Origin of the sequence: Streptomyces sp. NPDC055243 (assembly GCF_044544025.1) — a bacterium.
Classification (GTDB): Bacteria; Actinomycetota; Actinomycetes; order Streptomycetales; family Streptomycetaceae; genus Streptomyces.
In genome coordinates this window covers 109,715-130,073 of record NZ_JBITWR010000019.1, presented here as the reverse complement: position 1 = coordinate 130,073, position 20,359 = coordinate 109,715, and the positions used below count along the sequence as shown (strand labels likewise).

The window sequence follows — 20,359 nt, the reverse complement described above, 5'->3', positions numbered from 1 at the left end:
ACGGCACCCCGGTGGGCGCTCGGCTCGCCCCTGTCCCCCGGTGCCGGGCTCCCGCGTTCATGCGTCGTTCGTTCATGTGTCGTTCCTCGCTGCGCGCCGGATGGTGCGACGGCGGTTCTGCGGCCCCGTGGCCGGCCTGTCGGTGGCCCGAGAACCAGTGCCGTCCTTCTGGCGTGCGGGGCGGCGGCGACGCGGAGCGATTCCCGCCGGCTCCGCTGCGGCTTCCGAGGGCTCCGTGGGGAGCGGCAGTTCGGGCTGAAGGGCCGTCACGCTGCGGTCAGTTCGCTCCCTGCGCAAGCAGCGGCGGATCGGCTCGGGGTCCAGGTCGCCGGTGCAGGCATGGTGCAGGAGTTGCGCGAAGGTGTAGCGGGGATCGGCGCACAGCGCCATGTCCAGGGCTTCCTGGCCTTCCGTGGTGTCACCGAGGGACCATGCGACCCAGCCCGCCAGGGACAGCGGCGCCGCGGCGTGCTCTCCGTAGGCGCCGACGCAGCGACGGGCCAGGGCCCTCCAGAGGCGAAGCGCTGGTGCCGCGATGTCGCCCTCCATCCATTCCGCCGCCTGATCACGCGTCGTACGGTCCTGCAGGCCGAGGATCAGCGCCGCCGCATCGTCGTGCGCGAGGAGTTCGTCGTCCTGGAGATCCGCCTCCAGCCTGTCGCTGACCGGCGGCGCGGCAGTCATCCGCGCCATGATCCTGCGGGCCAGGTCGAGCGTGTCGGCGGCCACCTCGGCGTGCCCGTCCTCCATCAGGATCCGGCGCACGATCGCCATGCCCGCCGCGTCGAGAGCCGCCTCCTGATCCTTCGCGGCGGCGGATTCCCACGGAGTGAGGCGCGCTCGCATCTCGCGCGGTGTGACGCCCACCTGCACACCGGCGTAGGCCGTGGCCGCGGCCAGGACCGACGTACCGGGCCGCAGCAGCGGAACGCCCTCCGGCGGGCAGCACTCCTGGTTCGGACAGCAGTAGGTCCAAAAGCGCCCCGCCGAGATGCAGACGACCTCAAGCACCGGGACATCGAGGCTCCCGCAGGCGGTGCGGAGCACTTGTGCCAGCGGTCGAAGGCGCTCCATGACCTGCCGCCCGGATTCGGCGCCGACGGGCTCCGCGCACAGGAAGGCGACAATGCCGTCGGGCCGGGCTCCGCGCCGCTCGCAGCCGCCCACCAGGCACTGGGCGAGCTGCTCCGCGATGGGTGGCCAGTCCTCCGCGCGTCCGGGAATACCGAGGCGCACCCGCCCGCCGAACCGCCCCCGCTCGCCGTGCAGAGCGATGAGGACGACGCTCTCCTCGGGCCGGAACCCGAGCAAGTACGGCAGAGCATCCGCGAGTTCGGCCGGGGTGCGCAGGGTGACCAGCGGCTCGTCGTTGGGATCGACGCGCTCGATGGAATCGATCGGAGCTGTGGGGCTGGTGGGGTCGATGGGCTCGATCGGAGGGGTGGGGTCGGTGGAGCCGATGGAGTCGGTCGGGTCGTTTTGTTCGCTGTGGTTCGCCATGCGCCGACTCTCCCGCGGATCACCAGATTCCGGTTTGCCCTGTGGATAACTACGATCAGGAGCACGCCAAGAGTTATCCACAGCACGGCCGACTCGTTCGCCTAATGTCAGACCCATCAGGTTGCATGGGGGCATGAGCAACGAAGATCTGCGCACGGCGGCCGATTCCGTACTCGCCCGCCTCGTCGGCGGCCCCGCGCCCGCAAGCGGCGACGTGCCACCGTCGGACGGTCCACGGCTGCGCGAGGACCAGTGGCGCGCGATCGAAGCGCTGGTCGCCGACAAGCGCCGGGCGCTCGTCGTGCAGCGCACGGGCTGGGGAAAGTCCGCCGTGTACTTCGTCGCGACCGCGCTGCTGCGGGAGCGGGGCAGCGGACCCACCGTGATCGTCTCCCCGCTGCTCGCGCTCATGCGCAACCAGGTGGAGGCGGCGGCGCGAGCCGGCATCAGCGCCCGCACGATCAACTCCTCCAACACGGAGGAGTGGGAGACCATCCAGGCCGAGGTGGCCTCCGGCGACGTGGACGTCCTCCTCGTCAGTCCGGAGCGGCTGAACAACCCGGACTTCCGCGACCAGGTGCTGCCCAAGCTCGCCGCGGCCACGGGCCTGCTCGTGGTCGACGAGGCGCACTGCATCTCCGACTGGGGCCATGACTTCCGGCCCGACTACCGCCGGCTGCGCACCATGCTCGCCGACCTGCCGCCGGGCGTGCCCGTCCTGGCCACCACCGCCACGGCCAACGCGCGCGTGACGGCCGACGTGGCCGAGCAGCTGGGCACCGGCGGCAGCTCGGACGCGCTCGTGCTGCGCGGGGCCCTCGACCGGGAGAGCCTGAGCCTGAACGTGCTCCAACTCCCCAACGCCGCGCACCGGTTGGCCTGGCTCGCCGACCACCTGCACGAGCTGCCGGGCTCGGGGATCATCTATACGCTCACCGTCGCCGCCGCCGAGGAGATCACCGCTTTCCTGCGGCAGTGCGGGCACACCGTCACCTCGTACACCGGAAAGACGGAGAACGCGGACCGCCAGCAGGCCGAGGAGGATCTGCTCGCCAACCGCGTGAAGGCCCTGGTCGCCACCTCCGCCCTGGGGATGGGCTTCGACAAGCCCGACCTCGGCTTCGTGGTGCATCTCGGCTCCCCCTCCTCCCCGATCGCGTACTACCAGCAGGTCGGCCGCGCGGGCCGCGGTGTCGATCACGCCGAGGTGCTGCTTCTTCCGGGCAAGGAGGACGAGGCGATCTGGAACTACTTCGCCTCGCTCGCCTTCCCGCCCGAGGAGCAGGTCCGGCGCACGCTGGACGTGCTGGCGCAGGCGGGCAGGCCGCTGTCGCTGCCCGCACTGGAGCCGCTGGTCGAACTGCGCAGGTCACGGCTCGAGACGATGCTCAAGGTCCTCGACGTGGACGGTGCGGTCCGGCGCGTCAAGGGCGGCTGGACCTCCACGGGAATGCCCTGGGCGTACGACGCCGAGCGCTATGCCTGGGTCGCCAAGCAGCGGCAGACGGAGCAGCAGGCGATGCGTGATTACGCCACGACGACCGGCTGTCGCATGGAGTTCCTGCGGCGGCAGCTGGACGACGAGGCCGCGGCGCCCTGCGGGCGCTGTGACAACTGCGCGGGCGCGCGTTTCACCGACGCCGTGTCCTCCGGGGCACTGGACACGGCACAGGGCGAGTTGATCCGCGCAGGGGTCGACGTGGAACCCCGGAGGATGTGGCCGACCGGGCTCGCCGCGGTCGGCGTCGACCTCAAGGGACGTATCCCCGTGAGTGAACAGGCCTCCCAGGGCCGCGCGCTAGGGCGACTCTCGGACATCGGGTGGGGCAACCGGCTCCGGCCGATGCTCGCCCCGCAGGCCCCCGACGGACCGGTGCCCGACGACGTGGCGAAGGCCGTGGTCGGCGTCCTCACCGACTGGGCGAAGGGCCCCGGCGGGTGGGCCTCGGGCAGTGCCGACGCCCAGCCGAGGCCGGCCGGCGTCGTGACCATGTCGTCGCACACCAGGCCCCAGCTGATCCAGTCGCTGGGGGCGCGGATCGCCGAGGTCGGCCGCCTTCCGCTCCTCGGCTCCATCGAGTACGCCGCCGGAGCCGATGCGGCACACGTGCCGAGGACCAACAGCGCCCAGCGACTGCGTGCCCTCGACGGAACCCTGACGGTGCCGGCGGAACTCGCCGCGGCGCTCCAGGAGGCGGGCGGTCCCGTTCTGCTCGTCGACGATCAGACAGACAGTGGCTGGACCCTGGCGGTGGCCGCGCGCATGCTCCGCCGGGCGGGAGCCAAGGGGGTGTTGCCGCTGGTCCTGGCCGTGCAAGGCTGACGCAGGCGTCGATGCGGGGCGCCGTGGGCAGGGATATAGGCGGCGCATCACCAGATACCGGTCGGCGGCTCCAATTGCTCGTTGCCGCAAGGCGGTGCGACGGGAAGAATTGGCACTGCTCCCCGCGCGGCTCCCCGTGGCCCGGCAGTTCTGTGCCGCGGTGCGCTCCCCCAGTCCGACCCCGCCCTCTGGGCGCGTAGCCGAAGGGAGGACCGTGACCTTCGGATTCGCTCCGTCCGCTGCGGCATCGATGTCGGAGTCTTCGACGTCGGCTGAGATGTCCGCCGATTCCGCCAACCGACTGGCCCGGATGCTCGAGCCCGCGGAGTGGTCAGCCGCGGGAATTCCCCTGCTGCGCAATCCGCGTGAGGTCGTCAGCGGCCTGCATGCCCGGCATCGTCCGACGCCCGCGACAGCGGTCGTCGCCGTGCTCGATTCGGAGGAACGGCTCCGGGCGAGCGCTTCGTTCACCCGGCGGCCGAGTGCCGCGGACGGCTGGGTCTTCCGCAACGCGCTGCTCGCGCAGCTGCGCCGGGTCATCCCGCACGACCTGCGGCGCCGCACCCCGGTGCGCACCGCCGTCCTGCTCTACTGCCGTGACGGTGACGCGCGTTGGACGCAGGAGGACGGGGCGTGGATGTGGGGGCTGCGGGACGCCTGCACACTGCACGGGCTGCGGTGCGGTGCCTACATCACGCTGACCCGTGACGGCTGGCAGGTGCTGGGCGAGGGCCGTGGCGGCCGTCGGCCCAGTTCCGGCTCGAGCCCCGAGGCCTTCGCCGTAACCGATCCACCGCCACCGCGCACCGGCGGCGCCGCGTCCGACGTACTGCGCCGGGCGGCGGCACGCTGAGGCGCCCGCCGTACCCCGCCGCAAGGCGGGCCACAGGCATGGTCCGGTGCGCGCCCGCCGCTTGCGCGTCGCGCGGTACGCGACGCACACAGCTCCGGGCTCAACCGGCCATGCCACGGACACCGGACACCCGACGCCGACCACCCGACACCCGGCCTCGGCAGGGCTGCCGGACCACGGAGGTCGGACAGCGGCAGCCAGAGGTCAGGTGCCGGACAGCGAACGTCAGACGCCCGCGCCCAGCATCGCGTTGATCCGCTGCGGGTCACCGCAGACGATCAGCAGGGCTCCGGCCCGGGTGAGCGCCGTCGGCAGGGCGCCGACCGCGATCTCCTCGCTGCCGCCGTTGACGGCGACGACGACCACGGGGCGGGACACGGCACGGTCCAGGGCGGCGGCGTCGGCGTAGAAGACGTCGTCACCCGCGTCGTGCTGAGCCCAGTAGGAGGCCTCGCCGAACGACAGCTCGTGGGTGGCCCACGGGTGCGGGTCGCCGGTGGTGATCACCAGGACCTCACCCGGAGCGCGGCCCGAGTCGAGCAGCAGGTCGACGGCTTCCTCGGCGGCGTCGAGCGCCCCCTCGACGGAGGCCGGGATCAGCTGGATCTGCGGAACCGAAGCACCCGCGTCCGCGGCGGAACCCGCGGGCGAACCAGCGGGAGCGACGGGAGCGGTGGAAGGTCCGGAAGCAGCCGGGGCGGGCAGCCCGGGCTTGGCGGCCGGCTCACGCGACGTGCGCTGCGCCGGCGGCGTCGGCCGGGCGGGGCCCGGTCGGCCTGGACGCGGCGCAGCCGCGGGACGCGGGCCGGGTACGGGGCGGGGGGTCGGCGTGATGCGGCCACTGGCCGGGGTCACGCGGGGACCCTGGGCACTCTCGTGAATCTGAGGCTCCTCGGGACTGAGAGGCATGCGTTGTTGTCTATCAAATGCCGATGCGCGGGGCATCAGCGGGTGGCACATGAGTGCGAGTTGGAACTGCTGAAAGCGTCAGAAATCGAAGCCGAGCTGGCCCTCGATCTGCGGAACGCTTTCTTCCGCCCAGCTGCGGGCCTTCTTGAGGTGCCGCCACTGGGGCAACGCATCAAGATACGCCCACGACATCCGGTGGTACGGGGTGGGCCCCCGCTCCGCCAGCGCGGCCTTGTGCACCGGCGACGGATAACCGGCGTTGGCCGCAAAACCGAAGTCTGCATGTTCGATACCCAGTTCGGCCATCATTTTGTCGCGCCGAACCTTGGCGATCACCGAAGCCGCAGCGACGGCCACACAGGATTGGTCGCCCTTGATCACCGTACGAACCTGCCAAGGAGTCCCGAGATAGTCGTGCTTCCCGTCGAGGATCACGGCTTCCGGACGCACCGGCAGGGCCTCCAGGGCGCGCACCGCGGCGAGCCGCAGCGCGGCGGTCATCCCCATGCCGTCGATCTCCTCGGGCGAGGAATGCCCCAGCGCGTAGGCCGTGACCCAGTTCTCCAGCTCCCCGGCGAGCGTCGTGCGCCGCTTGGGAGTGATCAGCTTGGAGTCGGTGAGCCCTTCGGGCGGCCTGCGCAGTCCCGTGATCGCCGCACAGACGGTGACCGGTCCCGCCCACGCTCCGCGCCCGACTTCGTCGACCCCGGCAACGATCTTCGCTCCGGTGGTAGCGCGAAGGGAGCGCTCGACGGTGTGGGTGGGTGGTTCGTACGGCATGGCGCCAGACAGCGTACGCCGCCGGATGCCACCCGCGACACCCAGGCCTACCGACGGAGCAGCGGAACCATGAACTGATCGATCAGTTCGGCGACATCCTCGCCTCTCCATTCGCTCCCGCACACCTCGGAGCGCTATATCGTCATCGCCGGAATGACGTCGCGCACGCAGGGGTGCATGGCCTCGGCGCGCGCCTCTCCGCGCTCGACTCCGCGGCGTACGACCTCCTTGATCAGCTCCACGCTCGGCCCGATACCTGCGTCGGAGATCACTCCGTGGAACCGCTCGGCCGCCACCGTGTCGCACTCGTGAAGCACGGCACGGAGAGCGAATCCGGGCCGCGAGAACGGCCTGCCGCTTCTCTGTGACCGCACGCACCGGTGACATCATCCTCGGCCGCCGCCGGGGCTTCATGGCCGGCGTCCTGTTCTTTGCCCGCGCCTCGTTCCTGGGCGGATTCGCCCAGGAACCCCGGTAGTTGCTGACGGTGCGGGCCCCGCAGCGCGTAGGTGGCGCGATTTGCGACGTCCCAGCTCCCTGGCTTCGTGCCCCCTACATTGACGGCCGTCTCCGGAGTGGCCCGGTACGAGGCGGGCGCGGCATCCGGGCTGCTCAACGCGACGCGTCAGGCGGGCGGTTCGCTCGACCTGTCCATCCTGATCACGGTGCTCGACACGGTGAGCGCGGTGGGTCCAGCGTGCGGCTCACGGGGCCATCGGCAGGGACGTACGAACATGCCGGGCCGTTCACGGCGGCGAGGGCGGGCCCCCTCGCCGCCGTGAACGGCCCGGCGGACGTCGGCCGACGCGCCCCTCAGCGGTACGAGGTCTCCTCGCCGGCATCCTCGCAGCCCGCCACGGACGCCATCAGCGGACGCTTCTCGATGATCTCCCGGGCCCGCGCCTCCCCCAGGCTGGTGGCGTACCAGGGCCCGCGCTCGGCTCCGAGGCCGTTCGCGATGCCCTCAAGGACGCAGGAGCGCAGGGGCTCCTTCAGCCCGTCGACGGCCGGTGCGGCATCGGCGGACAGCCCGCGCGCGTACTCCAGGTCGAACTTCCCGGTGTCCTCGTAGCGCTGGACGTTGCGCTCGGCGATGAGTCCGTCGGGCGAGAGGAGCCCGAAGGCGAGCACTCCGGCCGCGGCACTCGCGGCGACGGCGCGCGGCAGCCACCGGGCGCCCCACACCCCGGCCGCCATGATCAGCACGACGACCAGGCCGAGCCAGAGCTCCACGGCCACGACCGACACCCTCAGCCGGGTCAGGCCGTAGGCGTCGACGTACATGTCCATGCGCCGCACCGCCGACGCCACGACGACGAGCGTGAGGGCGCACAGCGTGCCGAGCACGGCGCGCACCAGACCGCGGTCGCGCGACCCGTCACGCGGCGCCCAGCGCAGGGCGAGGACGATGACGACCAGGGTGAGCAGCGTGGCGAGCAGCAGCTGCCAGAAGCCCTGGCGCGCATACGCGGCGTACGAGAGGTCCGTCTTCTCGAGGACCGCGTCGTAGCCACCGAAGAGCACGGCGAGCTGCACCACGTTGAACGCCGCGAACAGCAGGTTCAGGACGATCAGCGGCAGCGCCCACTCGACGCGGCCCCGCTCCCGGCCGGGACCCACGACGAGCCGGTCCCAGCGCACGGGCGCGGCAGCGGTGTGCGCCGCGGCGAGCGCTCCGACGACACCGGCCGCGAAGAGCAGCACACGCCAGGGCCCGTCGGAGACGGAGGCATCGGGCATCAGATCGCCGAGCAGCCCCGCGAAGGCGGCGTCGGCCCCGGCGAACAGCGCGCCGAAGACCAGCAGCAGCACGGCGGTCACCCCGCCCGCCCGCAGCACGGGCCCGCTCCGGGACCCGCTCGCGCGGCCCCGCATCCCGCGCCAGGCCCAGCCCACGCCGGAGAGCACCGCGTCGAAGGGGCCGAGCGGGGCGAGCAGGATGCCGGGCCAGGTGCGGCAGCCGTGCAGGGCGAGCGAGCCGAGCGCGACGGCGGAGACGACGGCGAGGAACGAGGGCCAGCCCGCGTCCCGCAGCGCGGGCACGGCCAGCAGCGCGAGGCCACCGACCGCCCAGACCAGTGTCCAGGGGAGCGGACTGCGACCGGCCTGTTCGGCGGCGAAGTACGCGGCGAGCGCGGCAGGCACCGCCACGATCAGCAGATTGAGCGCGAGCCCGTCACCGAGCAGCAGCATGCTCAGCAGGCCGGTCGCGAACACCGCGCCGAGCGTGCCGGTGCGGACCGGGGCGGGCGGGTCGGAGCGCAGATCGGCCAGGAACGGCTCGTGCTTGTAGCCGCCCGCCGGGTACGCCCAGTCGCTACGAGGCTCTGGGCTCCCCTCCGCGGCGCGCGGGGCGGGCACGGCGTCCTCGGGCTCCTCGGGCTCTTCGGGCTCTTCGGGCTCCTCAGCGGCCTCAGGCGCCTCGGCGTGGCTGTCTGCTCGTGGCTCCCTGAGCGGATCTCTCCGCACATCTCCTGGTGGCTCCGCGACACCGCTGCTGGGTGGCTCCGCCACATCATTTGGTGGATCTGCCACATCTGATGGCTCAGGCGTGGACGGTGAATCGGACACGGGACCCCCTCCCGGCCGGTCCGCACGTGCAGCAGACGGCACGCACGCGTGGCGGGGCCGCCGGGCGACCGGCATCTCGTTGAGGACGCGCAAGTCATGATCAACTCGCGGCCTGGCCGTAAGAGTAGCCGCGAGGCCGGTGGCGGCCCCCGCATCGCCCGCGCTGTGGCATGACCGTGACAGACGCGCCGGAACCACGAGCCCCTGAACTCCGGACCGCCGAGGCGCCAGGACTTCGGAACCCCGAAGCCAGCCCCCGCAACCCCGAAGTCAGCCCCCCGCGACCGGCACCCAGTCGGGCAACGCCTCGGTCCGTTCCAGCCACTCGCCGGAGGGCGTCCCGCCCTCACCGGAGCCGATCACTCCGCCCACGATGGCGCAGGTCGTGTCCATGTCGCCGCCCACCTGTGCGGTGGACCAGATGGCCTGCTCATAGGAGCCAAGGCCGCGAGCGGCCGACCACAGTGCGAACGGCACCGTGTCATGGGCGGTCGTACGACGGCCACAGCCGAGGACCGCGGCGACCGTCGCCGCATCCCCGTAGTCGAGCATGTCGCGGGCCCTGCGCAGCCCCGCTCCCACGGCGCTGCGGGGCACGAGGTCGATGACGCCGTCCAGCAGCGCCTTTGGCGCGGGCGGCCCCGCGGGATCGGCGGCGAGCGCCGCGGCGGCGGCCACCGCCATGGCTCCCACGACCGCCTCACGGTGCTGATGCGTGGGGTAGGCGGAGATCTCCGCCTGGTGCGTCGCCTGCTCCGGATCGTCCGCGTACCAGGCGCCGAGCGGCGCGATCCGCATGGCCGCGCCGTTGCCCCAGGAGCCCTGCCCCTTGAAGAGCGCGGAGGCCAGCTCCCGCCAGTCCCCGCCCTCCCGGACCTGCCTGAGCAGCCGGTTCACGGCAGGGCCGTAGCCGCGGTCGAAGTCATGGTGCTGGGCGAAGGAGAGGGCGAGCGCGTCCTGGTCGATCCGGTCGTGCCGGACCAGGACCGCGACCACGGAGCAGGCCATCTCGGTGTCGTCGGTCCACTGCCAGGGGCCTGGGGGCGCTTCCCGGCGCTTCAGCAGCGGGTAGTTGGCGGGCACGAAGAACTGAGAGCCCAGTGCGTCCCCCACCGCCAGTCCACGCAGGCTGGCCAGAGCGCGGGCCAGGCGCCGGTCGGGAGAGGAGTCAGCGGTCATCGCCCTGCCACTCTATCCGGTGACGCCGTACGGTTCGGGTTCGCGCCAGCGTTCGAAGGGCCGGTCCAGGGTGTACTTGCCGTCGTCGCCGAGCACCAGCGTCCGCATCTCGCCGTTCCCGGGGTTGGAAAGGGACTCGAAGTCCGCCACCGACCAGTGGAACCAGCGCATGCAGAACAGCCGCATGGTCAGGCCGTGGGTGACGAGAAGGACGTTCGGCGGATGGTCCGGAGCCTCGAAGCTCCGGTACAGGCTCTCCAGGAACGCCCCCACCCTGTCGTACACGTCGGCTCCCGATTCACCCTGGGCGAAGCGGTAGAAGAAGTGTCCGTACGCGTCGCGGTAGGCCTTCTGCAGCTTGACGTCGTCCCTGTCCTGCCAGTTTCCCCAGTCCTGCTCCCGCAGCCGCGGCTCCTCGCGCACCCGTACGAGGTCGGGGTCGAGCCGCAGGGCGCGGAAGGTCTCATGCGTACGGCGATAGGGCGAGACGTACACGCTCACCCGTTCCGAGCCGACGGCGTCCCGCAGCCGCGCGCCCGTCTCGTCCGCCTGCCGCCACCCCTTCTCGGTGAGCGCCAGCGCGTGGTCGGGTTCGCGCTCGTACACGGTGTCGTCGGCGTTTCCGTCCGACTCGCCGTGCCGGACAAGGAAGATGCGCCGCGGACGTGCCATACGGAAACACTAGATCGGCCCTTCCCAGAGGGCTCAACCGGTCCGCCGTCCGGGCTCCATCCGGCGTATACGGCCGCCACCCGCTCCCCCAGCCGCACTGTCACCCGCGCCGACGCCGCAGCAGGTCACCCCCGCGCGGCCTCACACCGTCCACGACGGCTCCAGTTCCACGATGTCACCGGCCAGCGCCGCGACATCGGCCTCCGTCTGGGCGCGCAGCGAGAGGCGCTCCACGCGTTCTCTTCGGTACTTGCCGTGCTCGGCGGCCGACAGCCACATCGACAGGACGAGGAACTCATGTCCGGGCGCCTCCCCGAAGAGCCCGCGCACCATTCCCGGAGAGCCCGCCATCGCCGGGTTCCAGACCTTCTCCTGCATCAGCGCGAAGTGCTCGACCCGCGCCTCGTGGACCCGGCAGTGCGCCACCCGGACCACGTCGGCGTCCGCGAAGCGCGGCTCGAAGCCCGTCTTCACGTCGAAACGGTGGTCGAAGAGCTTGCTCTGGATGTCCTTGAAGGTGCCTGACTGCGTGGCGGCGAGCCGGTCGTGGGAGCGTGCCATGAAGGAGTCGTAGAAGGCCCGGCTCTCCCAGAAGGCGAAAACGTGTGCCACACCCGGCCGCTCCCGACTCCACCCTCCACCCTGTCCCCGGAACCCCGGCTCCCCCAGAAGCCCCGCCCACTTTCGCTGTCCCCGCTCGAACCCCCGTCGGTCCACCACGGTGCAGCGAATCCACTTGACCAGCACCGCGCCATCGTACGGCGCGGAGCGTGGCGCGGGTCACGCTCCGGCGTAGTGCATCCGGATCAGCTCGGCGCGGTCGTCGGCGTTCAGTTCAATACCGAACTCACGGTCGAGCACTTCCCCCAACTCCTGGGTGGATACTCCGCGTTCGTCCGAAGTGCCGTCCGGTCGCGCCACCGTCAGGCGCGCGCCGATCAAGGTGCGGCGCGCCTCCGGAGCCGCCCTCTGGATCACCGGGCGGCGGATGAATGAGGACATGGGGTGGGTCGATGTGTAGTGGTTCATCACTACGTAGTCGACGGGAAGGCGTTCTTCCAGTGTGTATTCGTAGAGATCGAACCAGCCGCCCGCCTCCTCGGTCCGCAACACCCGCGCACCGTTTGATTCCTGGACGATCCCGAACCGCCACTCTCCTTGTCGTACGTCCTGCTCCACGTCGCCCTCGTCCCCCATGGGGATCGGTTCGAGCAGCCCTTCGGCGCCGAAACCGACGTCGCAGTGCCACTGACGACCGTCCGCCTCGACCCTCAGGAGCATGTGCGTCACCGCGCGACGCGACGAGGCACCCGCCCTGACCCGGGCGCCGAGCCCCTTGACGGCGAAACCGATCCGGTCCAGAGCCGCCGCGAACAGGAGGTTCTGCTCGTAGCAGTAGCCGCCCCTGCGCCGCCGCACGAGCTTGTCCTGCAGCGCCGGCAGATCCAGCGGTACGGGCCGGCCGAGCATCGTCTCCAGGTTCTCGAAGGGGATCGCCGCCACATGCGCCCGGTGGAGCGCACGGAGCGTGTCGAAGTCGGGCTTCGCCTCTCCTTCGTGGCCGAGCCTGGCCAAGTAGGCCTCGATGTCCAGTTCTTCCCCGTTCCATGCCATGGGCCCATGATCTACGCGCCCGCGTACGCCCGCCACCAGACCTGCCCGCGGCGGCCCAACAGCCTTACTGACCAGGAAACTTCAGCGATGTCACTCATTCGTCGTAGCGTGTCTGTAGGACACGTCGTGCGGACATGACTGGTGCGTAGGCGTCAGCCGGGACTACGAGGAGGGGGAACTCTGTGAGCAGTGTCAGCAAGGGGATCAAGAAGGTCGAGGTGGGGCTCAAATGGGATCCGAGCCCTGCCGGCACGCCTCCCCATGATCTCGACATCATCGCCGCGACGTACTTGGCACACGCTCCGTACGACAGCCCGGTGTATCTGGTGCACTTCGACAGCCGCGCCCCCGACGGGACGATCACCCTCAACAGGGACAGCAAGACGGGTCAGGGCTTCGGCTTCGACGAGGTCATGACCCTGGAGCTCGACCGTCTCGCGGCCTCGTACGCGCGCGTGGTGGTCGGGGTGGCCATACAGCCCCACGAGGAGCCCAAGGTGTTCGGCGACATCCCGAACACTGCGGTGCGCATCCGCGAGGGCTACACCGACCTCGCGCAGAGCGACCTCTCCACGGTCTCCGGGCACACGGCCGCCACGATCGCCGAGTTCACCCGGGACGCATCGGGGGCTTGGTCCTTCCGCGAGATCATCCGCGGGTTCGAAGCCGATCCGACGTCGTTCGCGGCGGTGATGGGCACCGAGTTCTGAGGACGGACGCGCCCGGGAACGAGGACGTGGCGCGGCGGGAAACGCCAAGGGCGGTGGTGCCGATTTCTCGGCACCACCGCCCTTGGCGTTCAGGCTTCGCTCCCGGCTAGTGCCCGGAGCTCCCGCTCAGTGCGGGAATCAGCTGCAACCGCTGGTCGAGCCGCAGCCCTCGCAGATGTAGCAGGAGCCGGCCCGCTGCATCTTCGTCCCGCAGGAGAAGCACAGCGGCGCGTCGGCCTGGATGCCCAGCTGCATCTCCACGAGCTCGGCGCTGGTGTGCGCCTGCTGCGGAGCGGGCTTCTCGGCCTCGACCTTCGGCACGGCGACCGACTTCAGGACCTCGGGCTGCCGCGGGGCGGACTGGGCCAGGCCCTCGACGTCGACCTCGGACTCGTCCAGGGACGGCTCGTACGAACCGGTCTCCAGGTGCCGCTGACGCTCCTCGGCGGAGTGGATGCCGAGCGCGGAGCGGGTCTCGAAGGGCAGGAAGTCCAGCGCCAGGCGGCGGAAGATGTAGTCGACGATCGACTGCGCCATCCGCACGTCCGGGTCGTCCGTCATGCCGGCCGGCTCGAAGCGCATGTTCGTGAACTTCGAGACGTACGTCTCCAGCGGAACGCCGTACTGCAGGCCTACGGAGACGGCGATCGAGAAGGCGTCCATCATGCCCGCGAGGGTCGAGCCCTGCTTGGACATCTTCAGGAAGACCTCGCCGAGACCGTCGTCCGGGTAGGAGTTGGCGGTCATGTAGCCCTCGGCGCCACCCACGGTGAAGGAGGTGGTGATCCCCGGGCGGCCCTTGGGAAGGCGCTTGCGGACGGGGCGGTACTCGACCACCTTCTCGACCGCGGCACGGATCGTGTCCTCGGCCTTCTCGGTGACCTCGGCGTTCCCGTCGCCCTTCTTCTTGGCGGAGAGGGGCTGGCCGACCTTGCAGTTGTCGCGGTAGATGGCGAGCGCCTTGACGCCCATCTTCCACGCCTCGTAGTAGACCTCTTCGACGTCCTCGACGGTGGCCGTCTCGGGGAGGTTCACCGTCTTGGAGAGCGCGCCGGAGATCCACGGCTGGATGGCCGCCATCATCCGGACGTGCCCCATCGCGGAGATGGAACGCTCGCCCATCGCGCAGTCGAAGACCTCGTAGTGCTCGGGCTTCAGACCGGGGGCGTCGATCACATTGCCATGGTCGGCGATGTGGGCGACGATCGCCTCGATCTGCTCCTCCTGGTAACCCAGGCGACGCAGGGCCTGCGGCACGGTGCCGTTGACGATCTGCATCGAGCCGCCGCCGACGAGCTTCTTGAACTTGACCAGGGCGAGGTCGGGCTCCAGGCCCGTGGTGTCGCAGGACATCGCGAGACCGATGGTGCCGGTCGGGGCGATGACGGACGCCTGGGAGTTACGGAAACCGTTCTTCTCGCCGAGGCGCAGCACGTCCTGCCAGGCCTCCGTGGCGGCGGCCCAGATCGGCGTGTCCAGGTCGTCGACGCGGGGCGCCGTGGCGTTGGCGTCGGAGTGCTGCTTCATGACGCGCTTGTGCGGGGTCGCGTTCTTGGCGTAGCCGTCGTACGGGCCGACGACCGCGGCGAGCTCGGCGGAACGCTTGTACGACCGACCCGTCATCAGGGAGGTGATGGCGCCGGCCAGGGAGCGGCCGCCGTCGGAGTCGTACGCGTGACCGGTGGCCATCAGCAGGGCGCCGAGGTTGGCGTAGCCGATGCCCAGCTGGCGGAAGGCGCGGGTGTTCTCGCCGATCTTCTGCGTCGGGAAGTCCGCGAAGCAGATCGAGATGTCCATCGCGGTGATGACCAGCTCGACGACCTTGGAGAAGCGCTCGGCGTCGAAGGACTGCGTGCCCAGGCCGTCGTCCTTGAGGAACTTCATCAGGTTCAGCGAGGCGAGGTTGCAGGACGTGTTGTCCAGGTGCATGTACTCGCTGCACGGGTTCGAGCCGTTGATGCGGCCGGACTCCGGGCAGGTGTGCCAGGCGTTGATGGTGTCGTCGTACTGGATGCCGGGGTCGGCACAGGCCCAGGCGGCCTCGGCCATCTTGCGGAAGAGCGACTTGGCGTCGACCTCCTCGATGACGTCGCCCGTCATGCGGGACGTCAGACCGAACTTGCCGCCCTCCTCGACCGCCTTCATGAACGTGTCGTTCACACGGACCGAGTTGTTGGCGTTCTGGTACTGGACGGACGTGATGTCGTCGCCGCCCAGGTCCATGTCGAAGCCCGCGTCACGCAGGGCGCGGATCTTCTCCTCTTCCTTCACCTTGGTCTCGATGAAGCCCTCGATGTCGGGGTGGTCGACGTCGAGGATGACCATCTTGGCCGCGCGGCGCGTGGCGCCACCCGACTTGATGGTTCCCGCGGACGCGTCGGCACCGCGCATGAAGGAGACCGGTCCCGAGGCGTTGCCTCCGGAGGAGAGCAGTTCCTTGGAGGAACGGATGCGGGAGAGGTTCAGGCCGGCGCCGGAGCCGCCCTTGAAGATCATCCCCTCTTCCTTGTACCAGTCCAGGATCGAGTCCATGGAGTCGTCCACGGCCAGGATGAAGCAGGCGGAGACCTGCTGCGGCTGGGGCGTGCCGACGTTGAACCAGACCGGCGAGTTGAAGCTGAAGATCTGGTGCAGGAGGGCATACGCCAGCTCGTGCTCGAAGATCTCGGCGTCGGCGGGCGAGGCGAAGTAGCTGTAGTCCTCGCCGGCCTTCCGGTAGGTCTTCACGATGCGGTCGATCAGCTGCTTGAGGCCGGTCTCGCGCTGCGGGGTGCCAACGGCCCCGCGGAAGTACTTGCTGGTGACGATGTTGACCGCGTTCACCGACCAGAAGTCGGGGAACTCGACGCCACGCTGCTCGAAGTTGACCGAGCCGTCGCGCCAGTTGGTCATGACGACGTCTCGGCGCTCCCAGACCACCTCGTCGTACGGATGCACGCCGGGCGTCGTATGGATGCGCTCGATACGCAGACCCTTGCTGGCCTTGGATCCCTTGGCGCGGGAACCTCGTGCCGGGCCGCTCGTCGTCTCGGTCATGCCGCCTCCCTGTATCAGGCTAAAACGCCCTGAAGTGCCACGTTCTTCCCGTGACACGGTGTTGTCTGGTGCCGCGAAAACCCGCGAAGGTCACCGCAACAGGTCTGTGTGTGCCGCCGTCGGCCGTTCAGCCGGTCAGTCGGCGGCAGTGGCGGGCACCGGGACTTCGACAGTCCCTCCGGGCCCGCAGTCTTTCGCGCCGCGCTCGCCGCCGGCGCCCTGCGGCTCGTCGTCGAGCCGCTTTTCCCGCTGGTCCCTCAGCTCCCCGATGGCAGCCTCGAAGTCCTCGAGCGAGTCGAACGCCCGATACACGGACGCGAAGCGCAGGTAGGCCACGAGGTCCAGCTCCTGCAGCGGACCGAGTATGGCCAGACCCACGTCGTGCGTGGTCAGCTCGGCGCTTCCGGTGGCCCGCACCGCCTCCTCGACCCGCTGGCCGAGCTGGGCGAGGGCGTCCTCGGTCACCGGACGCCCCTGGCACGCCTTGCGTACGCCGTTGATCACCTTCGTACGACTGAAAGGCTCGGTCACGCCGCTGCGCTTGACCACCATCAGCGAACACGTCTCCACCGTCGTGAAACGACGGGAGCAGTCGGGGCACTGACGGCGCCTGCGGATCGACGTGCCGTCATCGGTGGTGCGACTGTCGACCACGCGACTGTCGGGGTGCCTGCAGAAGGGGCAGTGCATGGAACTCCCAACCCTCCTTCATGACACGACTCGTAGGCCTCAACAGGCCCATGAGGCCCTCGAAGCAGCCCCCAGCATAGGCGATGCCCGAGGCCTGAAAAGACCGGGGACCACAACTTCTGGGCTGTGGTTGCAATCCAACCACTAGATCTGGGGTTTGGCCGTAAATCCGACGCCATCGCGTGTCGCGTACTCGCGGCCCTCCGCGAACGATACGAGCCCGCCTCGCGCGCCGCACGGGAAGGGGGGCGGTGCCAGGTTGACCGCGCAACCAGTGGCAGTATGGGAGCCCCACTGAGGGGGTCACGACCCCGGCGGTGAAGCGTACCGTAATGAACCGAAATGCCATTCGGCTCGAACGTTAGCCATACACCCAGACGCATGATCACGGCAGGCCTTCTGCGATTTTTCACTCGAACGTGTGTTTGGCGCAACCTTTCGAAAGCAACTACCGTTGGCTAACTAGGGAGAACATCTCGAGAGGGGCCGACAGACGTGACCACCACCGCAGACAGCGCCACCATCACTGCCCAGGACCGCCAGAGCCGACTCGAGCCGGTGCATGCCATGAATGACGCAAGCACGAACCAGGAGGGCCCCAAGCCCCCACGCTCCCTACCGGGCCGACCTCCTGGAATCCGCGCCGACAGCTCGGGGCTCACGGACCGGCAGCGCCGGGTCATCGAGGTCATCAGGGACTCGGTGCAGCGGCGGGGCTACCCGCCGTCCATGCGGGAGATCGGCCAGGCGGTAGGCCTCTCCAGCACCTCATCGGTGGCCCATCAGCTGATGGCCCTGGAGCGCAAGGGCTTCCTGCGCCGTGACCCGCACCGCCCGCGTGCGTACGAGGTGCGTGGCTCGGACCAGCCGAGCAGCCAGCCCACGGACACGGCAGGCAAGCCCGCCGCTTCGTACGTGCCGCTGGTCGGCCGCATCGCCGCCGGTGGCCCGATCCTCGCCGAGGAGTCGGTGGAGGACGTCTTCCCGCTCCCCCGGCAGCTGGTCGGTGACGGTGAGCTGTTCGTCCTCAAGGTCGTCGGCGACTCGATGATCGAGGCCGCTATCTGTGACGGCGACTGGGTGACGGTCCGCCGCCAGCCCGTCGCCGAGAACGGCGACATCGTGGCCGCCATGCTGGACGGCGAGGCGACGGTCAAGCGGTTCAAGCGCGAGGACGGACACGTGTGGTTGCTGCCTCACAACTCCGCGTACCAGCCCATCCCCGGTGACGAGGCGACGATCCTCGGCAAGGTCGTGGCGGTGCTGCGGCGGGTGTGAGCCTCCGCCCCTGACCGGGCCCCGGAACCAACTGCGCCGGTTCCGGGGCCCTGCTGTGTCCCGGGGGCTTCTGTGTCTCGGGAAGGGCTGCTGTGTCCGGCGGCACTGCTTCCGGACTGCTGCGTCCGAAGGCCTACCGCGTACCGGCCCTGCTGCTTCCGGGCCGGTCCGCGCCTACTCCTCGCCGGCCTCGTCCTCGCCTGTGTCCGTGGCGGTGTCCTCGTCGGCGTCCTTGATCGTGACCGTCGCCTTCGCCGCCGCGTCGATCGCGGCCAGCGAGCGCCGCGCCTGATTGCGGTCCGTCGTGTACCAGAAGTCCGGCAGCGAGGCCTTCAGATAGCTGCCGTAGCGGGCGGTCGCGAGCCGCGGGTCCAGGACGGCGACCACTCCGCGGTCCGCGGAGGCCCGCACGAGCCGTCCCGCACCCTGCGCCATCAGGAGCGCCGCGTGGGTCGCGGCGATGGCCATGAAGCCGTTGCCACCGGCGTCCTCCACCGCCTTCTGGCGGGCGCTCATCAGCGGGTCGTCCGGGCGAGGGAAAGGGATCTTGTCCATGACCACCAGCTGACAGCTGGCACCCGGCACATCGACGCCCTGCCACAAGGAAAGCGTCCCGAACAGGCAGGTCTGCGGGTCCGCCGCGAAGTTCTTGATCAGCTCGCCCAGCGTCTCCTCGCCCTGGAGCAGGATCGGCACGTCGAGCCGCTCGCGGAGCTCCTCGGCGGCGTTCTGAGCGGCGCGCATGGACGAGAACAGACCGAGCGTGCGCCCGCCTGCCGCCTCGATCAGCTCGGCCAGTTCGTCGATCATGTCGCTGCGCGTGCCCTCGCGGCCCGGCCGGGCCAGGTGCTTGGCGACGTACAGGATCCCCTGCTTGCGGTAGTCGAAGGGTGAGCCGACGTCGAGGCCCTTCCACACCGGGGCGTCCTCGGACTCGGTGCCCTCGGGGGCGAGCCCCAGGGAGGCTCCCACTCCGTTGAAGTCGCCGCCGAGCTTGAGGGTGGCGGACGTCAGAACCACCGAGCGGTCGCTGAAGAGCTTCTCCCGGAGCAGGCCCGAGACGGACATAGGCGCCACGCGCAGCGAGGCTCCGAAGCGGTCATGGCGCTCGTACCAGACGACGTCCCACTCGGAGCCGTTCGCGATGCGCTCCGCCACGTCGTGGATCGACTCGACGGAGGCGAGGGCCTGCTTACGTACGGCGTCCTCGTCCTGGACCGACTTGTCGCGGGTGGAGCCGAGCGCCGAGATCACCGTGCGGGCAGCGTCGCGCAGGGCCATCAGTGCGTACCCGAGGTCCTCCGGGACCTCCTCGAGACGGCCGGGGAGAGCCAGCTCCATCACGCGCTCGAAGCCCTCGGACGCGGTCTGGAGCTGGTCGGCGACCTTCTCGTTGACGAGCTTGGACGCTCGGCGCACCGCGCGGTTGACCTGGCCCGGAGTGAGCTCGCCGGTGGCGACGCCGGTGACGCGGGAGACCAGCTCATGAGCCTCGTCCACGATCAGCACTTCGTGCTGGGGAAGGACCGGGGCACCCTCGATGGCATCGATCGCAAGGAGCGCGTGATTGGTGACGACGACCTCGGAGAGCTTGGCCCGCTCGCGCGCGGCCTCGGCGAAGCACTCCGCTCCGTACGCGCACTTCGTCGCTCCCAGGCATTCCCTGGAGGAGACGGACACCTGGGACCAGGCACGGTCGGAGACCCCGGGAGTGAGGTTGTCCCGGTCACCGGTCTCGGTCTCGTCCGCCCAGTCGCGCATCCGCAGCAGGTCCTGGCCGAGCTTGCTGGTGGGGGCGGCGGCCTCGAACTGGTCGAAGAGGCCGGGGCCCTCCTCCTCTTCCTGCGGCACTCCCTCGTGGAGGCGGTGCAGGCACAGGTAGTTCGAACGGCCCTTGAGCATGGCGAACTGGGGGCGGCGGCGCAGCAGCGGATGCAGGGCGTCCACCGTCCGCGGCAGGTCGCGCTCCACGAGCTGGCGCTGCAGCGCCAGCGTGGCGGTCGCGACCACCACGCGCTCGCCGTGCGCGAGGGCGGGCACCAGATAGCCGAGGGACTTGCCCGTGCCGGTGCCGGCCTGGATCAGCAGGTGGGAGCCGTCGTCGATCGCCTCGGCGACGGTCTCGGCCATCGTCACCTGGCCAGGGCGCTCTGTGCCGCCGACAGCGGTGACGGCGGCGTGCAGGAGCTCGGGAAGGGAGGGCTTTGTCATAGCGCGACCACCCTACGGGTCTCCACTGACAAT

General features: G+C 70.2%; 17 protein-coding genes. 5 read left to right on the top strand and 12 right to left on the bottom strand.

Annotated elements, in window-relative coordinates; all coding sequences use genetic code 11:
- Positions 1 to 72 precede the first annotated feature (72 nt).
- Positions 73 to 1,500, bottom strand: coding sequence for a DUF4192 domain-containing protein (locus ACIGXX_RS37660; RefSeq protein WP_399982716.1), 1,428 nt, complete (start codon positions 1,498 to 1,500; stop codon positions 73 to 75).
- A 133-nt stretch (positions 1,501 to 1,633) separates the two neighbouring features.
- Here ACIGXX_RS37660 and ACIGXX_RS37655 point away from each other — a divergent pair, with 133 nt between their 5' ends.
- The gene (locus ACIGXX_RS37655; protein ID WP_399982713.1) at positions 1,634 to 3,823 is read left to right on the top strand and encodes a RecQ family ATP-dependent DNA helicase; all 2,190 of its coding nucleotides are present in this window, start codon (positions 1,634 to 1,636) and stop codon (positions 3,821 to 3,823) included.
- Between the two features lie 214 nt (positions 3,824 to 4,037).
- Positions 4,038 to 4,676 (top strand): hypothetical protein, encoded by a 639-nt coding sequence (locus tag ACIGXX_RS37650; protein WP_351173685.1) that lies wholly within the window; start codon positions 4,038 to 4,040, stop codon positions 4,674 to 4,676.
- A 225-nt stretch (positions 4,677 to 4,901) separates the two neighbouring features.
- Here the strand turns inward: ACIGXX_RS37650 and ACIGXX_RS37645 are convergent, their stop codons facing one another.
- The 3 genes from ACIGXX_RS37645 to ACIGXX_RS37635 all read right to left on the bottom strand — a co-directional run bounded on the left by ACIGXX_RS37645 (position 4,902) and on the right by ACIGXX_RS37635 (position 6,682).
- Positions 4,902 to 5,585, bottom strand: a complete 684-nt coding sequence (locus ACIGXX_RS37645; protein ID WP_351173688.1) for a hypothetical protein — start codon at positions 5,583 to 5,585, stop codon at positions 4,902 to 4,904.
- A gap of 78 nt (positions 5,586 to 5,663) precedes the next feature.
- Positions 5,664 to 6,365 carry a ribonuclease HII gene (locus ACIGXX_RS37640; protein WP_399982709.1) on the bottom strand — a complete coding sequence of 234 codons (702 nt, stop codon included), beginning with the start codon at positions 6,363 to 6,365 and terminating at the stop codon, positions 5,664 to 5,666.
- Positions 6,366 to 6,499: 134 nt separating this feature from the next.
- Positions 6,500 to 6,682, bottom strand: coding sequence for a hypothetical protein (locus tag ACIGXX_RS37635; RefSeq protein ID WP_399982706.1), 183 nt, complete (start codon positions 6,680 to 6,682; stop codon positions 6,500 to 6,502).
- Between the two features lie 228 nt (positions 6,683 to 6,910).
- On the opposite strand from ACIGXX_RS37635, the gene ACIGXX_RS37630 reads away from it, so the two are divergent.
- Positions 6,911 to 7,147: a hypothetical protein gene (locus ACIGXX_RS37630; protein WP_399982780.1), complete on the top strand. Its 237-nt coding sequence runs from the start codon at positions 6,911 to 6,913 to the stop codon at positions 7,145 to 7,147.
- 31 nt (positions 7,148 to 7,178) lie between these two features.
- Here ACIGXX_RS37630 and ACIGXX_RS37625 read toward each other — a convergent pair whose 3' ends face one another.
- From ACIGXX_RS37625 to ACIGXX_RS37605, 5 genes are all read right to left on the bottom strand, one after another.
- Positions 7,179 to 9,011, bottom strand: a complete 1,833-nt coding sequence (locus ACIGXX_RS37625) for a DUF4153 domain-containing protein (protein WP_399982774.1) — start codon at positions 9,009 to 9,011, stop codon at positions 7,179 to 7,181.
- Positions 9,012 to 9,206: 195 nt separating this feature from the next.
- Positions 9,207 to 10,115: an ADP-ribosylglycohydrolase family protein gene (locus ACIGXX_RS37620; RefSeq protein ID WP_351173574.1), complete on the bottom strand. Its 909-nt coding sequence runs from the start codon at positions 10,113 to 10,115 to the stop codon at positions 9,207 to 9,209.
- 12 nt (positions 10,116 to 10,127) lie between these two features.
- Positions 10,128 to 10,787: a histidine phosphatase family protein gene (locus ACIGXX_RS37615; protein WP_351173571.1), complete on the bottom strand. Its 660-nt coding sequence runs from the start codon at positions 10,785 to 10,787 to the stop codon at positions 10,128 to 10,130.
- 141 nt (positions 10,788 to 10,928) lie between these two features.
- A complete protein-coding gene (locus ACIGXX_RS37610; protein ID WP_351173569.1) occupies positions 10,929 to 11,534 on the bottom strand; it encodes a YdbC family protein in 606 nt (201 codons plus the stop codon).
- Between the two features lie 33 nt (positions 11,535 to 11,567).
- Positions 11,568 to 12,401 (bottom strand): arylamine N-acetyltransferase, encoded by an 834-nt coding sequence (locus ACIGXX_RS37605; RefSeq protein WP_351173566.1) that lies wholly within the window; start codon positions 12,399 to 12,401, stop codon positions 11,568 to 11,570.
- Between the two features lie 182 nt (positions 12,402 to 12,583).
- Between ACIGXX_RS37605 and ACIGXX_RS37600 the strand changes: the two genes are divergently transcribed.
- Positions 12,584 to 13,111: a TerD family protein gene (locus ACIGXX_RS37600; RefSeq protein ID WP_361468256.1), complete on the top strand. Its 528-nt coding sequence runs from the start codon at positions 12,584 to 12,586 to the stop codon at positions 13,109 to 13,111.
- Between the two features lie 138 nt (positions 13,112 to 13,249).
- Here the strand turns inward: ACIGXX_RS37600 and ACIGXX_RS37595 are convergent, their stop codons facing one another.
- Positions 13,250 to 16,147, bottom strand: coding sequence for a vitamin B12-dependent ribonucleotide reductase (locus tag ACIGXX_RS37595; RefSeq protein WP_351173560.1), 2,898 nt, complete (start codon positions 16,145 to 16,147; stop codon positions 13,250 to 13,252).
- A 135-nt stretch (positions 16,148 to 16,282) separates the two neighbouring features.
- A complete protein-coding gene (gene nrdR, locus ACIGXX_RS37590; protein WP_351173557.1) occupies positions 16,283 to 16,837 on the bottom strand; it encodes a transcriptional regulator NrdR in 555 nt (184 codons plus the stop codon).
- A 495-nt stretch (positions 16,838 to 17,332) separates the two neighbouring features.
- Between nrdR and lexA the strand changes: the two genes are divergently transcribed.
- Positions 17,333 to 18,115 (top strand): transcriptional repressor LexA, encoded by a 783-nt coding sequence (lexA, locus tag ACIGXX_RS37585; protein WP_399982696.1) that lies wholly within the window; start codon positions 17,333 to 17,335, stop codon positions 18,113 to 18,115.
- Positions 18,116 to 18,289: 174 nt separating this feature from the next.
- Here the strand turns inward: lexA and ACIGXX_RS37580 are convergent, their stop codons facing one another.
- On the bottom strand, positions 18,290 to 20,326 hold the full coding sequence (locus ACIGXX_RS37580; RefSeq protein WP_351173554.1) for an ATP-dependent DNA helicase: 2,037 nt from the start codon (positions 20,324 to 20,326) through the stop codon (positions 18,290 to 18,292).
- Between the last annotated feature and the right edge of the window lie 33 nt (positions 20,327 to 20,359).

Coding starts and splice junctions, on each gene's coding strand:
- ACIGXX_RS37605 (WP_351173566.1), bottom strand. CDS start 12,401: ATGGCATGGAACGGGGAAGAACTGGACATCGAGGCCTACTTGGCCAGG.
- ACIGXX_RS37645 (WP_351173688.1), bottom strand. CDS start 5,585: ATGCCTCTCAGTCCCGAGGAGCCTCAGATTCACGAGAGTGCCCAGGGT.
- ACIGXX_RS37655 (WP_399982713.1), top strand. CDS start 1,634: ATGAGCAACGAAGATCTGCGCACGGCGGCCGATTCCGTACTCGCCCGC.
- ACIGXX_RS37625 (WP_399982774.1), bottom strand. CDS start 9,011: ATGCCGGTCGCCCGGCGGCCCCGCCACGCGTGCGTGCCGTCTGCTGCA.
- ACIGXX_RS37660 (WP_399982716.1), bottom strand. CDS start 1,500: ATGGCGAACCACAGCGAACAAAACGACCCGACCGACTCCATCGGCTCC.
- ACIGXX_RS37615 (WP_351173571.1), bottom strand. CDS start 10,787: ATGGCACGTCCGCGGCGCATCTTCCTTGTCCGGCACGGCGAGTCGGAC.
- nrdR (WP_351173557.1), bottom strand. CDS start 16,837: ATGCACTGCCCCTTCTGCAGGCACCCCGACAGTCGCGTGGTCGACAGT.
- ACIGXX_RS37580 (WP_351173554.1), bottom strand. CDS start 20,326: ATGACAAAGCCCTCCCTTCCCGAGCTCCTGCACGCCGCCGTCACCGCT.
- ACIGXX_RS37595 (WP_351173560.1), bottom strand. CDS start 16,147: ATGACCGAGACGACGAGCGGCCCGGCACGAGGTTCCCGCGCCAAGGGA.
- ACIGXX_RS37640 (WP_399982709.1), bottom strand. CDS start 6,365: ATGCCGTACGAACCACCCACCCACACCGTCGAGCGCTCCCTTCGCGCT.
- ACIGXX_RS37620 (WP_351173574.1), bottom strand. CDS start 10,115: ATGACCGCTGACTCCTCTCCCGACCGGCGCCTGGCCCGCGCTCTGGCC.